Annotated in this window: 11 protein-coding genes; 10 read left to right on the forward strand and 1 reads right to left on the reverse strand. The window is 66.5% G+C overall.

Annotation, left to right across the window (positions count from 1 at the left end; all coding sequences use genetic code 11):
- Positions 1-226 precede the first annotated feature (226 nt).
- From NU688_RS00275 to NU688_RS00295, 5 genes are all read left to right on the forward strand, one after another.
- Positions 227-2,170 (forward strand): DEAD/DEAH box helicase, encoded by a 1,944-nt coding sequence (locus NU688_RS00275; protein ID WP_257858544.1) that lies wholly within the window; start codon positions 227-229, stop codon positions 2,168-2,170.
- A 214-nt stretch (positions 2,171-2,384) separates the two neighbouring features.
- Positions 2,385-3,458, forward strand: a complete 1,074-nt coding sequence (locus NU688_RS00280) for an NAD/NADP octopine/nopaline dehydrogenase family protein (RefSeq protein WP_257858545.1) — start codon at positions 2,385-2,387, stop codon at positions 3,456-3,458.
- Positions 3,448-4,452 (forward strand): 3-hydroxybutyryl-CoA dehydrogenase, encoded by a 1,005-nt coding sequence (locus NU688_RS00285; RefSeq protein WP_257858546.1) that lies wholly within the window; start codon positions 3,448-3,450, stop codon positions 4,450-4,452. The genes NU688_RS00280 and NU688_RS00285 overlap by 11 nt, the downstream gene beginning before the upstream one ends.
- Positions 4,449-5,249 carry an alpha/beta fold hydrolase gene (locus tag NU688_RS00290; RefSeq protein WP_257858547.1) on the forward strand — a complete coding sequence of 267 codons (801 nt, stop codon included), beginning with the start codon at positions 4,449-4,451 and terminating at the stop codon, positions 5,247-5,249. Before NU688_RS00285 ends, NU688_RS00290 begins: the two co-directional genes overlap by 4 nt.
- Positions 5,246-6,121, forward strand: coding sequence for a zinc-binding alcohol dehydrogenase family protein (locus NU688_RS00295; protein ID WP_257858548.1), 876 nt, complete (start codon positions 5,246-5,248; stop codon positions 6,119-6,121). Before NU688_RS00290 ends, NU688_RS00295 begins: the two co-directional genes overlap by 4 nt.
- 6 nt (positions 6,122-6,127) lie before the next feature.
- On the opposite strand, the gene NU688_RS00300 is transcribed toward NU688_RS00295, so the two are convergent.
- Positions 6,128-6,610 carry a MarR family winged helix-turn-helix transcriptional regulator gene (locus tag NU688_RS00300; RefSeq protein WP_257858549.1) on the reverse strand — a complete coding sequence of 161 codons (483 nt, stop codon included), beginning with the start codon at positions 6,608-6,610 and terminating at the stop codon, positions 6,128-6,130.
- A gap of 159 nt (positions 6,611-6,769) precedes the next feature.
- Between NU688_RS00300 and NU688_RS00305 the strand changes: the two genes are divergently transcribed.
- Genes NU688_RS00305 through NU688_RS00325 form a run of 5 tightly spaced genes read left to right on the forward strand, consistent with a single transcriptional unit; the run spans position 6,770 to position 13,323 of the window.
- On the forward strand, positions 6,770-8,962 hold the full coding sequence (locus tag NU688_RS00305; RefSeq protein ID WP_257858550.1) for an indolepyruvate ferredoxin oxidoreductase subunit alpha: 2,193 nt from the start codon (positions 6,770-6,772) through the stop codon (positions 8,960-8,962).
- A gap of 4 nt (positions 8,963-8,966) precedes the next feature.
- Entirely contained in the window at positions 8,967-10,478 is a 1,512-nt protein-coding gene (locus tag NU688_RS00310) for an indolepyruvate oxidoreductase subunit beta family protein (RefSeq protein ID WP_257858551.1), read from the forward strand.
- A gap of 18 nt (positions 10,479-10,496) precedes the next feature.
- Positions 10,497-11,489: a PDR/VanB family oxidoreductase gene (locus NU688_RS00315; protein WP_257858552.1), complete on the forward strand. Its 993-nt coding sequence runs from the start codon at positions 10,497-10,499 to the stop codon at positions 11,487-11,489.
- 20 nt (positions 11,490-11,509) lie between these two features.
- On the forward strand, positions 11,510-12,823 hold the full coding sequence (locus NU688_RS00320; RefSeq protein ID WP_257858553.1) for an aromatic ring-hydroxylating dioxygenase subunit alpha: 1,314 nt from the start codon (positions 11,510-11,512) through the stop codon (positions 12,821-12,823).
- Entirely contained in the window at positions 12,823-13,323 is a 501-nt protein-coding gene (locus NU688_RS00325; protein ID WP_257858554.1) for an aromatic-ring-hydroxylating dioxygenase subunit beta, read from the forward strand. Before NU688_RS00320 ends, NU688_RS00325 begins: the two co-directional genes overlap by 1 nt.
- Positions 13,324-13,326: the final 3 nt, after the last annotated feature.

A 13,326-nucleotide genomic window follows, 5' to 3' on the forward strand; every position in this document is an offset into this window, starting at 1 on the left:
AGCCGTGCCATAATCGCAGGCTTCGCTGATTTGCATTTGTCACAGGACACATCAGCGTCTCTTGCATCTCCCTATCTTGCACACCGCGCCCGATCGCATTCGCTGATCAAAAAGGGCCGCAGCCTCAGGCGTTAGCCGGAAGCTGAATGTCGTTGGATGGTTGATGTTTTTAACCACCAACGGGGCGCCGCCTACGGCAGCGCTCGCGTTTGAGATTGATATCTACATGACCGACGCTTTTGAAGCGCAGGGCGAGTTCGCGCCTGTGCAATCCGCTACCAACAACGAATTCACCGCCGCTGTGGACACTGTGTCCGAAGCGCCGATCCTCGAGGCGCTCGATGCAGCCGCCCCCGAGGCTGCTGCGGTCGAACAAGAACCCAGCCTGCCCAACGGTTTCATCCGCCTGGGCCTCGCACCCGAACTGATCGCCGCCGTGGCCGACCTGGGCTTCACCCAGCCGACCACCGTGCAAGACAAGGTGATCCCGCTCGCCATGGGCGGTGAAGCCGGCCAGGACGGCAAGGCCCGTTTTGTCGACCTGATGGTCTCGAGCCAGACCGGTTCGGGCAAGACCGCAGCCTTCCTGCTGCCCGTGCTGCACACCCTCCTGAAGCGCCAAGCCGAAGCCGAAGCCGAAGCCAAGGCCGAATTCCAGCGCCAGGCCGCCGAAGCCGCAGCTCGTGGTGAAGCCGCGCCGAAGAAGCCCAAGCGCAAGGACCCGACCAACGCCCGCCATTTCAAGGCCGCCACCCCCGGCGCCCTGATCCTGTGCCCGACGCGCGAACTCGCGCAGCAAGTCGCGCACGACGCCATCGAACTGGTTCGCCATTGCCGCGGTCTTCGCATCGCCAACGTCGTGGGCGGCATGCCTTACCAGTTGCAGATAGCCAAGCTGCAGAACGCCGACCTCGTGGTTGCCACGCCGGGCCGTCTGCTCGACCTGCAACGCTCGCAGCAACTCAAGCTCGACCAGGTCAAGTTCCTGGTGGTCGACGAAGCCGACCGCATGCTCGACCTCGGCTTCTCCGACGACCTGGCCGAAGTCAACCAGCTCACCATCGAGCGCCAGCAAACGATGATGTTCAGCGCCACCTTCGCGCCGCGCATCCAGCAACTGGCCCAGCGCGTCATGCGCGAGCCGCAGCGCATCACCATCGACAGCCCGCAAGAGAAGCACGCCAACATCAAGCAGTCGCTGTACTGGGCCGACAACAGCCAGCACAAGCGCAAGCTGCTCGACCATTGGCTGCGTGACACCAGCATCAACCAGGCGATCGTGTTTGCCAGCACGCAAGTCGAGTGCGACGGCCTCGCCAACGACCTGCAGCAAGAGGGCTTCAGCGCCGTCGCGCTGCACGGCGCCCTGAGCCAGGGCCTGCGCAACCGTCGCCTGATGGCGCTGCGCCAAGGCCAGGTGCAGATCCTGGTGGCCACGGACGTTGCCGCCCGCGGCATCGACGTGCCGACCATCACCCACGTCTTCAACTTCGGCCTGCCGATGAAGGCCGAGGACTACACCCACCGCATCGGCCGCACCGGCCGTGCCGGCCGCGATGGCCTGGCCATCACCTTTGCCGAGTTCCGCGATCGCCGCAAGATCATGGACATCGAGCAATACAGCCGCCAGCAGTTCAAGGCTGAAGTGGTTGCCGGCCTCGAGCCGCAACAGCGCATGCCGCAATCGCGTCCCCCGATGGGCGAGTACCGCGGTGGCCGTGGCGACAACCAGTCGCGCGACCGCAAGTTCGGCAATGGTGGCGGCGGCGGTGGTGGCTATCGCGGCAACAACGGCGGCGGCTATGCCGGCGCCAGCGGTTTCAACGACCGCAATGCACGCGGTCCGGCTCCGAGCCAAGGTCATCAGGCCCCGCGCGGCTATCAAGGCGGCAACAACGCCGGCTTCGGCGGCGGTCGTGACGACGGCGGCAACAACGGCGGTGGCGCAGGCTACGGTCGCAAGCCGGGCTGGGGCGACAGCGCCCCGCGCGGCGGCCACGGCCAGGGTCACCACGGCGCTGGCCGCGGCGACGGCGGCTTCGCGCCCCGTGAAGGCTTCGCACCTCGCGAAGGTTTCGCTCCGCGCGGCAATGGCGCAGGCCATGGCGGCCCGGGCAAGGTGTTCGTGCCCCGCGACGCACAAAAGCGTGCGTTCAAGCCCTCGCGCTGATCCATTCTAGAGCGGCCCAGCGGCTGTCTCGCCCCAAAAGAAAGCCCGCGCTTCGCAAGAAGCGCGGGCTTTTTCATTGCGGGTTTCCGAGGGGGCCGTCGCCTCGGTATTTGATTGACATCTGAATCGATGAAAAGTAATGTAATGGCGCATTGCTCCCCGGTCCGCGCCGCGGCTGCCGGTTCATCGACATCTGCTTTTCAAATTTCCGAACATGAAAATTGCGATTCTTGGCGGTGGTCACGGTGCCTACGCAGCCGCCGCGGACCTGTCCGAAGCCGGTCACGAGGTACGCCTGTGGCGTCGCGATGCCGCGGCGCTCGAGCCGGTCGTGCAGGCCGGCGCGATCACGCTGAAGGATGCCGACGGCTCGCGCGAGGTGGCACTCGCTCTCGCGACTGCCGACATCGCCGCGGCGCTCAAGGGCGCCGAGCTGCTCGTCATTCCCACCCCCGCCATCGCCCAGCACGACATCGCGCTCGCCATGGCACCGTACCTGGTCGACGGCCAGGTCGTCTTCCTGCCGCCGGGCACCTTCGGCAGCTACGTGATGGCGCGAACGGTGAAAGAGGCCGGCAACCGCGCCGACGTGGCCTGGGCCGAGACCGGCACCTTGCCGTACCTCGCACGTAAGCACGGCGAGCGCGAAGTGAACGTCACGATCCGCGCGATCCGCCTGCCGACCGGTGTCTACCCAGCGCGCAAGGAGGCTGAGGCGATCGCAGTGATCCGGAAAGCCTACCCGGCCGTGCACGGCTGCGGCGATGCGCTTTCGGGCGCGCTGATGAACGCCGGCCCCGTCATCCATCCGCCGCTGATGGTGATGAACGCCGCCCCGCTGCAGCACTTCGAGCGCTGGGACATCCACAACGAAGGCACCCAGCGCGCGGTGCGCGATGTGACCGACCGACTCGACCGCGAGCGCATGGCCGTGCGCGAGGCCTTCGGCCAGGGCGCGCCGCACTACCCGCTGGCCGATCACTACAACAACGACCAGTGGATGTACGGCGACGCGCACAAGCAGCTCGTCAAGTCCGGCGACTGGCGCGAGAACATCGACCTGCACACGCACCGCTACATCACCGAAGACACCGAGCTCGGCCTGGCTTTCCTCGCCTCGGCCGCGCGACATGCGGGCGTGGATGCGCCCATCGCGCACGGCCTGCTGGCCATCGTCGGCGGCTTCCTCGGCCGCGACCTGCGCCGCGGTCCGCGCACTTTCGAAAGCCTGGGTCTCGCCGACCTGAGTGCCGCGCAGCTCAAAGAGAGGCTGCACGATGGCGAATGAGCGTGCGCTGCCCCGCTTTGCCGCCGTCGGTGCCGGCCGCATGGGGCGCGGCATCGCGATTGCGTTCGCTTACGCCGGCCACCGCATCTCGCTGATCGACCTGCGCCAGCGAAGCGATGAGGCTTGGCAGCACCTCCGCGACGAAGCGAAGACGGAAATCGAAGCCAGCCTCGCGGGCCTCGCGCAACTCGGTGTGATCGATGCGGCGCAGATCCAGCCCATCGCCGCGCGTGTGGACTTCGTGAATGCCGCTGCGGCGCCGCAGGCACTGGCCGCCGCCGAGCTTGTCTTCGAAGGCGTACCCGAAACCTTGGAGGCGAAACGCGAAGCCTTCGAGCACCTCAACCGTCATTGCCGCGACGACGCGATCCTCACCTCGACCACCAGCAGCATCCTCGTGACGCAGCTCGCGGCGTTGGTGCGGCTGCCCGCGCGCTTTCTCAACATGCATTGGCTCAACCCGGCGTATGTGATCCCCGTGGTCGAGCTCAGCTGTCACCCGGGCACCGACGCTGGCGTGCTCGCACGCACCAAGGCGCTGATGGAAGAGATCGGCAAGCTGCCCGTGGTCTGTGGTGCCTCGCCCGGCTACATCGTGCCGCGCCTGCAGGCGCTGGTGATGAACGAGGCGGCCCGCATGATCGAAGAGGGCGCCGCCACCGCAGAGGAAATCGACAAGGCCACGCGCTACGGCCTCGGCCTGCGCTTCGCCGCGCTCGGTGTGGTCGAGTTCATCGACTTCGGCGGCTGCGACATCCTGCATCACGCGAGCCGCGAGATGTCCGTCTCGATTGACAAGGGCCGCTACACCGCGCCTGCCATCGTCGATCGCATGGTTGAAGAGGGACGCCTCGGCCTCAAGAGCGGCAGCGGCTTTTACGACTACGAAGGCCGCGACGTCCCAGCGTACCGGCGCGATGTGCTTTCGCGCACGCTGGGCGAGTTGAAGCACGCCGGCCTCTGGCGACCGCCTGCCAGCGAGACGCTGTCATGATGATCCGCCGCGCCTTTGCCGACCTGTCGGTAGGGCAGGTGCACTACGCAATATGCGGCGATGCGGATGCACCGGCCGTATTGTTGATGCACCAGTCGCCGCGCAGCTGGGCCGAGTACCGTGAAGTGCTTCCGCTGATCGGCGCGCGTTACCGCGCTATCGCGATGGACACCGCGGGCTTCGGCGATTCTTCGGACGGCGGCGTGCCCGCGAGCATCGAACAATGGGCGCGCGTGGCGTGCGAACTGCTCGATGCGCTGGGCATCCAACAGGCCGATGTTGTGGGCCATCACACGGGCGGCGTCGTCGCAATCGAACTGGCTGCCGCATTTCCGAACCGCGTGCGCGGTCTGGTGCTGTCGTCCACGCCATACACAGACGAGCCCTTTCGCATCGCGCGCGCCCAGCGACCGCCCATCGACGAGGTCACGCCGAGCGAAGACGGAAGCCATCTCGCCGCGCTGTGGCAAAAGCGCCAGGGCTTCTATCCGGCAGGTCGCCCCGAGTTGCTCGAAGCCTTCGTGCTCGATGCGTTGAAGGTCGGCCATCGCGTGGAAGAGGGGCACCGCGCCGTTGCGTCCTACCGCATGGAAGACCGCATCGGCCGCGTGACGCAACCCGCACTCCTCATCCGCGCCACCGATGATCCGTTTGCCGCACCGCATGCGGCCGAGCTGCAGCACCGTCTGCCGCAAGCGCGCATCGTCGATATCGAAGGGGGCATGGTGCCGTTGCCGGACCAGATGCCCGAAGCCTTCGCACAGACCGTACTCGATTTTCTTTCGACGCTGCCATGAAAGCCATCCGCATCCACGGTTTCGATGCAGTGCCCGTGCTGGAGGAGGTGGCCGATCCCGTCGCGCGCCCCGGCCGCACCATCGTCCGCATGCAGGCCGCCACGGTTGGCCATATCGACCGCACCGTGTGGCGAGGCAGTTTCCTGCGGCATCCACCGTTGCCCTATACGCCGGGCGTGGAGGCCGCGGGCATCGTTCTCGCGAGCGGGCGTTACGAGGTCGGACAGCGCGTGTGGCTGCGCGGCAGCGGCCTGGGTACGCTGTTCGACGGCACCTGGTGCGAGCAGATCGACGCGCCTGACGAAGCGCTCGGTCTCTTGCCCGATGCGGTGCCGATGGCGCTCGGCGCTGCGTTCTTCTCGCCCACTACATCGGCATGGGTGGCGTTGCACGAGGTCGCGAAGTTGCAAGCTGGAGAACAAGTCCTGGTGACGGGTGCGAGCGGCGCGGTGGGTTCGCTCGTGATGCAACTTGCGCGCGATGCAGGGTGCGTGGTGACGCCGGTCGATCCGAACACCGCACCCGCCGCTGCCAGCGCCGACCTGCTCATCGACACGGTCGGCGGCCACGTCCTTGCAGCGTCTCTGCCCGCCGTGCGGCCCGGCGGTCGCGCCGTGCTGATCGGCTACACAGCCGGCCCCACGCTGCAACTCGACATCGCGCACTTCCTGCAGCGAGACGTGGCGCTGATGCCGCTCAATATGTTCAGGCGGGAGGCCGAGGGCCGTGCCGCCGCGCCCGAGTTGCTCGCGCGATTGGCCGATGGCCGTTTGCATCTCGATGTGCAGAGCTTTGCACTGGCTGACGCCGCCATCGCACTCGATTGGATCGCGCAGCGCGGACATCGCGGCCGCGCGGTGCTCGTGCCCTAAGCTGCCTCAGTCTTCTTCTGGTTCCTCGAGCGGCACATGCACGTGCAGTTCGATCATTCTTCGCAGCGTCTGCTTGAGCTCTTCGGCCCGCCGCAGGCCGAAGGGTTCGAGTACGCGCCGCTCGTGCTCGCGCGCCAGTTCCATCAGGTGCTCGACGGCCTTCAGGCCCTTGCGTGTGATGCGCACCAGCGTGATGCGGCGATCACTTTCGTGGGGCAGGCGCTCCACCTGTCCGCGCGATTCCATGCGGTCGAGAAGGCGCGTCACCGTCGGCTGCTTGGTCACGGTCACCTGCGCGAGCTGGCCGATGCTGATCGGCTCGCTGCCTGCGAGCGACGCCATCACGCGCCACTCCGACACCGAGAAGCCTTGCTGTCGCGCCACCTCGTGGAACTCCGACGAGATCAGCTGGCTGGCCTGCGCCAGCAGCGCCGGCAGGTAGTCGTCGACAAAGCGATGCGATTCGGTGGGTTGCTCTTGTTCAGCCATGAAGGCACCTCGCTTCCAGACACGTCAAACCAGCCGTGGGCACGCCGCTTGCATGTCTAGGGTAATTCATGATTGTGGATACATTCATTTGTCAACATTATAGAAAGCGTGATGTGGCACCTGAAGCGCATCCTCCCACGAGAAAGAAGAAGGACCCACATGGCTGAGCGTTCGTTCGTCGAAGAAGTCAAGAAGCTGCGGCTTTCCGGCGGAGATGTATTTCGTGGCGAGGGCATTCTGGCGGTCACCAAGGCCTTGCTCGAATCGGGAGTTTCCTATGTGGCCGGGTACCAAGGGGCACCCATCTCACACCTGATGGACGTGCTGGCCGATGCGCAGGACATCCTCGCCGAGCAGGGCATCCGCTTCGAGAACAGCGCGAGCGAAGCCACCGCCGCCGCCACGCTCGCGGCATCGGTTAACTACCCGCTGCGCGGCGCCGTCACCTTCAAGGCGACCGTGGGCACCAACGTCGCATCCGATGCGCTGGCCAACCTCGCCTCGGGCGGTGTGACCGGCGGCGCGCTCATCATCGTGGGTGAGGACTACGGCGAAGGCTCGTCGATCATGCAGGAGCGCAGCCATGCGTTCGCGATGAAGTCGCAGATCTGGCTGCTCGATCCGCGCCCCAACTTGCCGAGCATCGTCGATGCAGTGAAGACGGGCTTCGATCTCTCCGAGGCCAGCAACACGCCCGTGATGCTGCAGCTGCGCATCCGCGCCTGCCACGTGCATGGCCACTTCATCGCCGGCGACAACAAGCGCGCGAAGTTCACGCTGCAGGAGGCGTTGGAGAACCCGCAGCGCGACGTCAGCCGCATCGTGCTGCCGCCCGCGAGCTTTGTGCACGAGCAGGAAAAAGTGAAGGACCGCTGGCCCGCCGCGGTGCGCTTCATCGAAGAGCGCCGGCTCAACGAGTTCTTCTCCGAAGACGCTGACGACATCGGCATCATCGTGCAGGGCGGCAGCTACAACACGCTGCTGCGTGCACTCGAGCGGCTCGACCTTGCTGACGTGTATGGCAACACCAAGGTGCCGCTCTACGTGATGAATGTGGCCTACCCCGTCATCGAGAGCGAAGTCATCCGCTTCTGCGAAGGCAAGCGCGCGGTGCTGATCGTGGAAGAGGGGCAGCCCAATTTCGTCGAGCAGAACCTCGCGACCATCCTGCGCCAGGCCGGCTCGACCGCGGCGCTGCACGGCAAGGACATGCTGCCTGTCGCTGGCGAATACACATCGTCCGAACTGCTGAAGGGCGCGCGCACTTTCTGCGAGCGCTATGAACGCCTCGCGCCCCTGCCGGTGCCCGTACCGGTGCGCAAGGTGATCCAGCTCAAGGAGGTGGCCGCCATCGGCGTCGATGCCGCGCTCGAGCCGGCCATGCCATCCTCGGCACTCGGCGATGTCGTGCATGCACGCCCACCGGGCTTCTGCACCGGCTGCCCCGAGCGCCCGATCTTCAGCGCGATGAAGCTGGTCGAGCGCGAGCTCGGCGCACACCACGTCAGCGCCGATATCGGCTGTCACCTCTTCTCCATCCTGCCGCCCTTCAACATCGGCAACACCACCATGGGCTATGGCCTCGGCGGCGCGGGCGCTTCGGCGCTGAATGCGCCGGCCGGCAAGCGCGCGATCTCGATGATGGGCGACGGCGGCTTCTGGCACAACGGCCTCACCAGCGGCGTGGCGAATTCGGTCTTCAACAAGAGCGACAACCTCACCATCGTCGTCGACAACAACTACACCTCGGCCACCGGCGGGCAGGACATCCTCTCGTCCAACGCCGTCAACAAGACGCGCAGCACCGGCCACGAGATCGAACGCGCCGTGCGCGGTGTGGGCGTGGAGTGGGTGAAGACGCTGCGCCGCACCTACGATGTCGCCGGCATGCGCGATGCGCTGAAAGAAGCGCTCACCACCACGAAGAAGGGACCCAAGGTCCTGATCGCGCAGTCGGAATGCATGCTCAACAAGCAGCGCCGCGAGAAGCCGCTGGTGCGCAAGGCCATCGCCGATGGCAAGCGCATGGTGCGCGAGAAGTTCGGCGTCGATTCCGACACCTGCACCGGCGACCACTCGTGCATCCGCCTGTCGGGCTGCCCGTCGCTCTCCATCAAGCCCAACCCCGATCCGCTGCGTACCGACCCGGTCGCGACCGTGCTCGACAGCTGCGTGGGCTGCGGTGTGTGCGGCGAGGTCTCGCATGCGGCGGTGCTGTGCCCCTCGTTCTACAAGGCGCAGATCGTGAGCAACCCCACCGGCTGGGACAAGCTGCGCGAGCGCGTGCGTTCCGCCGTCATCGGCTGGCTGCAGCGCGGCGAGGCGCGCCGCCGCGAAGCCTATGCCTTCTGAAGCGATGACGAGCATCAAGGCGCAACCGATCAAGATCGCGATCCTCGCCATGGGCGGGGAGGGCGGCGGCGTGCTGGCCGACTGGATCGTCGACATGGGCGAAGCGAATGGCTATGTCGCGCAGACCACCTCGGTACCAGGCGTGGCCCAGCGCACCGGCGCAACCATCTACTACGTCGAGCTGTATCCGATCGCGCAAGCCGATGCAGATGGCGGCCGGCCCGTGCTGGCGCTGATGCCGCTGCCGGGCGACGTCGATGTGGTGCTGGCATCGGAACTGATGGAGGCCGGCCGTGCAGTGCAACGCGGGCTGGTCACGAACGACCGCACCACGCTCATCGCTTCCACGCACCGCGTGTTCTCCATCGCGGAGAAGAGTGCGCTGGGTGATGGCCGCGTCGACAGCGCGCAATTGCTCGCGCACACCGCCAAAGCTGCCAAGCGCTTCATCCGCTTCGACATGGCGCAAGCCGCCGAAGCATCGGGCAGCGTGATCAGCGCCGTGCTCTTCGGCGCGCTGGCGGGTTCGGGCGTGCTGCCGTTCAGCCGCGCGCAGTTCGAAGCGACCGTCGAGCGCGGCGGCGTCGGCGTGAAGCCCAGCCTGAGGGCCTTCGGCGACGCATTCGCCCGCGCGCAGGCCGGCGACGATGGCGAGACACCGTCTGAAGCCGCTGCGGCCGTGCCAACGCCACAGCCCCGTCACCCGGCCGTGCGCGCACTGGTCGAACGCGTGCAGCACAGCTTTCCGCTCGCCGCGCAAGACTTCCTGCTCGAAGGCGTGCGCCGCCTCATCGACTACCAGGACGTGGCCTATGCCGGCCTGTACCTGGACCGGGTGGCCGTCATCGCGGCCTTGCCGAACGGCGGCGACCACCGGCTACTGCGCGAAACCGCACGGCATCTCGCGCTCTGGATGTCCTACGAAGACACCGCCCGCGTGGCCGCCCTCAAGACCCGTGCCACCCGTTTCGAGCGCGTGCGCGGCGAGGCCCGCGTGCAGCCGGGCCAGGTGCTCGCCATCAACGAATATATGCATCCGCGCCTGCAGGAAATCTGCGAAACGCTGCCCGGCGGCATCGGCCGCTGGCTCATGAACTCCACGCTGCCGAAGAAGCTCGTCGAGCGCTTCACGCAGAACGGCCGCGTGATCCGGACCAGCTCGCTGCGCGGCTACCTGATGCTGCGCACCGTGGCCGCCATGAAGCGCTGGCGCCTCTCGACGATGCGCTACGCCGAAGAAAACCGCCGCATCGAGGAATGGCTGCAGCGCATTGCCGTCACTGCAGAGCGCAACCCCGAGCTGGCGGTGGAACTCGCGCAGTGCCAGCGCCTGGTCAAGGGCTACAGCGACACGCACGAGCGCGGCATCCGCAACTACGACACCGTGATGCGCGCGGTCGAGCGCGCCGGTGCACAGCTCGCGCCCGCCACCCTGCGAGAACTGCGCGATGCGGCCCTCGCCGACGAACACGGCCACAAGCTGCAGGCGGCACTGGCACAGCACGCACTGGCCTGAAGAGACAACGGACGCACGATGACCGCTCCCACCGCCACGCTCCAGCTTCGCGTCGCCGAAGCGCGCGAACTCAATCCGCTGATCCGCATGCTGCGCCTGCGCGCGGAAGACGGTCGCCCGCTGCCGGGCTTCGCGGCCGGCGCGCACATCCGCGTGCAGGTGTCGCTGCCCGACGGCAAGACCGATTGGCGCCACTACTCGCTGATCAACTTCGCGACCGCGCGCAACGCGACGAACGTACCGACCGAATACGTGATCGCCGTGCGCAAGGAGGCTGAAGGCCGCGGTGGTTCGCGCTTCATGCACGAGGGGCTGAAAGAGGGCGACACGCTCGCCATCGAGGCGCCGAAGAACGACTTTCCGCTGCACACCGGCCCCGGCGGCTCGGTGCTGGTCGCGGGTGGCATCGGGGTTACGCCGCTCGCCACCATGGCCGCGCGCCGCCGCGCCGAAGAGGCATCGGTGCGCATGCACTACGCCGGCCGCAGCCGCGAGCTGATGGCTTTCCTGCCCGAACTGCAGGCGCTGCTGGGCGACGACATGCGGGTGCATGCGGATGCCGAAGCCGGCGCGCCGCTCGACATCGACGCGCTGCTCGATGGCGTTCCCGCCGGCGACCGCCTCTACGTCTGCGGCCCCAAAGTCATGCTCGACGCGGTACTCGCTCGCACCCAGGCGCGCGGCTGGGACCACGACCGCGTGCACTTCGAGCTCTTCACCGAGCCGGTCGCCGAAGAAGGCGACCAGCCCTTCGAGGTCGAGCTCGCCCAATCGGGCCAGCGCTTCACCGTTGCGGCCGACCAGAGCATCCTCGACTGCCTCATCGACAACGGCTGCGATCCGATGTTCGACTGCAAGCGCGGCGAATGCGGCGTATGCGCCGTGCCCGTGCTCGAAGGCGAAATCGAACACCGCGACTACGTGCTCACCGCCCGCGAGAAGGCGGAAGGCAACGTCATGCAGATCTGCATCTCGCGCGCCAAGGGTCCGCGCCTGGTGCTCGACATCTGAAGCAAGGAGCCACGAGAACCATGCCTTCATACAGAGACAACCCCGATGCCGTCCGCGCGCTCGTGCAGAACGACCGCGTCCATCGCGACCTCTACACCAGCCAGGAACTCTTCGAGCTGGAGCAGGAGCACTTCTTCGCCAACACCTGGAACTACGTCGGCCACGAGAGCCAGCTGCCCAAGCCCGGCGACTGGATCAGCAACGAGATCGCCGGCCGTCCGCTGATCGTGGTGCGCCACACCGACGGCAGCGTGCGCGCGATGATGAACCGCTGCGCCCACAAGGGCTCGCGCCTCGTGAGCGCGCCCTGTGGCAACACCGGCAAGTTCTTCCGTTGCCCGTACCACGCCTGGACCTTCAAGACCGACGGATCGCTGCTGGCGATTCCACTGAAGACCGGCTACGAGAACACCGCGCTGCACGAATGCGAGTCGGCCAGGGGCCTGACGACGCTCAAGCATGTGCGCAGCCACCGCGGCTTCATCTTCGTGAAGATCAACGACGCGGGGCCGGACTTCGACGAGTACTTCGGCGACTCGCTGAGCTCCATCGACAACATGGCCGACCGCTCGCCCGAGGGCGAACTCGAAATCGCCGGCGGGTGCCTGCGCTTCGTGCACCAGTGCAACTGGAAGATGTTCGTGGAGAACCTCAACGACACCTTGCATCCGATGGTGGCGCACGAGTCCTCGGCCGGCACCGCCAAGCGCATGTGGGCCGACAAGCCGGCCGACGAGCCCAAGCCCATGGCGGTCGAGCAGTTCGTGCCCTTCATGTCCGACTACAAGTTCTTCGAGGACATGGGCATCCGCACCTATGACCACGGCCACAGCTTCACGGGCGTGCACTTCAGCATCCACAGCAAGTACAAGGCGATCCCCGAATACGACGACGCCATGAAGGCGCGCTATGGCGAAGAAAAGACCGCGCAGATCCTGGGCATGGCGCGGCACAACACGGTGTACTACCCGAACCTCACGATCAAGGGCGCGATCCAGGCGATCCGCGTGGTGAAGCCGATCTCGGCCGACAAGACGCTGATCGAGAGCTGGACCTTTCGCCTCAAGGGCGCGCCGCCCGAGCTGCTGCAGCGCACCACCATGTACAACCGGCTCATCAACTCGCCGTTCTCGGTGGTGGGGCACGACGACCTGCAGGCGTATCGCGGCATGCAGGCCGGCCTGCATGCGAGCGGCAACGAGTGGGTGAGCCTGCACCGCGACTACGAAGAGTCGGAACTGAAGGGCGGCGAGATCACCACCGGCGGCACCAACGAGCTGCCGATGCGCAACCAGTATCGAAGCTGGGTCGAGCGCATGACGGAGACGATGTGATGGCCGGCATCGACACCTCAGCTCAGATCACGCGCCAGGACCTGATCGACTTCGTCGTGAACGAAGCCCATCTGCTCGACACGCGCCGCTACGAAGAGTGGAACGCGCTCTTCACCGGCGACGCCTTCTACTGGGTGCCGCTCGTGCCCGACCAGGAGGAGGGCCTCAACCACACCTCGCACCTCTACGAAGACAAGCTGCTGCGCGACCTGCGCATCGAGCGCCTGAAGAGCCCGCGTGCGTTCTCGCAGCAGCCGCGCAGCCGTTGTCACCACCTGCTGCAGGTGCCGGTGGTCGAGGTGCTGGACGCCGAAGGCAACCGCTTCGTGGTGCGCACTGAATTCCACTACACCGAGTCGCAAGGCGACGAGCTGCAGTTCTACGTCGGCACCTTCTTCCATCACCTCACGCTGCAGGACGGCGCGCTGCGCATGACGCTCAAGCGCGTGAACCTGCTCAACTGCGACGCGGCGCTTCCGGCCGTGCAGCTCTTCATCTAGGGA

It is taken from the genome of Variovorax sp. ZS18.2.2 (assembly GCF_024701975.1).
In the GTDB taxonomy this organism is placed as follows: domain Bacteria; phylum Pseudomonadota; class Gammaproteobacteria; order Burkholderiales; family Burkholderiaceae_C; genus Variovorax.

Coding starts and splice junctions, on each gene's coding strand:
- NU688_RS00275 (WP_257858544.1), top strand. CDS start 227: ATGACCGACGCTTTTGAAGCGCAGGGCGAGTTCGCGCCTGTGCAATCC.
- NU688_RS00280 (WP_257858545.1), top strand. CDS start 2,385: ATGAAAATTGCGATTCTTGGCGGTGGTCACGGTGCCTACGCAGCCGCC.
- NU688_RS00285 (WP_257858546.1), top strand. CDS start 3,448: ATGGCGAATGAGCGTGCGCTGCCCCGCTTTGCCGCCGTCGGTGCCGGC.
- NU688_RS00290 (WP_257858547.1), top strand. CDS start 4,449: ATGATGATCCGCCGCGCCTTTGCCGACCTGTCGGTAGGGCAGGTGCAC.
- NU688_RS00295 (WP_257858548.1), top strand. CDS start 5,246: ATGAAAGCCATCCGCATCCACGGTTTCGATGCAGTGCCCGTGCTGGAG.
- NU688_RS00300 (WP_257858549.1), bottom strand. CDS start 6,610: ATGGCTGAACAAGAGCAACCCACCGAATCGCATCGCTTTGTCGACGAC.
- NU688_RS00305 (WP_257858550.1), top strand. CDS start 6,770: ATGGCTGAGCGTTCGTTCGTCGAAGAAGTCAAGAAGCTGCGGCTTTCC.
- NU688_RS00310 (WP_257858551.1), top strand. CDS start 8,967: ATGACGAGCATCAAGGCGCAACCGATCAAGATCGCGATCCTCGCCATG.
- NU688_RS00315 (WP_257858552.1), top strand. CDS start 10,497: ATGACCGCTCCCACCGCCACGCTCCAGCTTCGCGTCGCCGAAGCGCGC.
- NU688_RS00320 (WP_257858553.1), top strand. CDS start 11,510: ATGCCTTCATACAGAGACAACCCCGATGCCGTCCGCGCGCTCGTGCAG.
- NU688_RS00325 (WP_257858554.1), top strand. CDS start 12,823: ATGGCCGGCATCGACACCTCAGCTCAGATCACGCGCCAGGACCTGATC.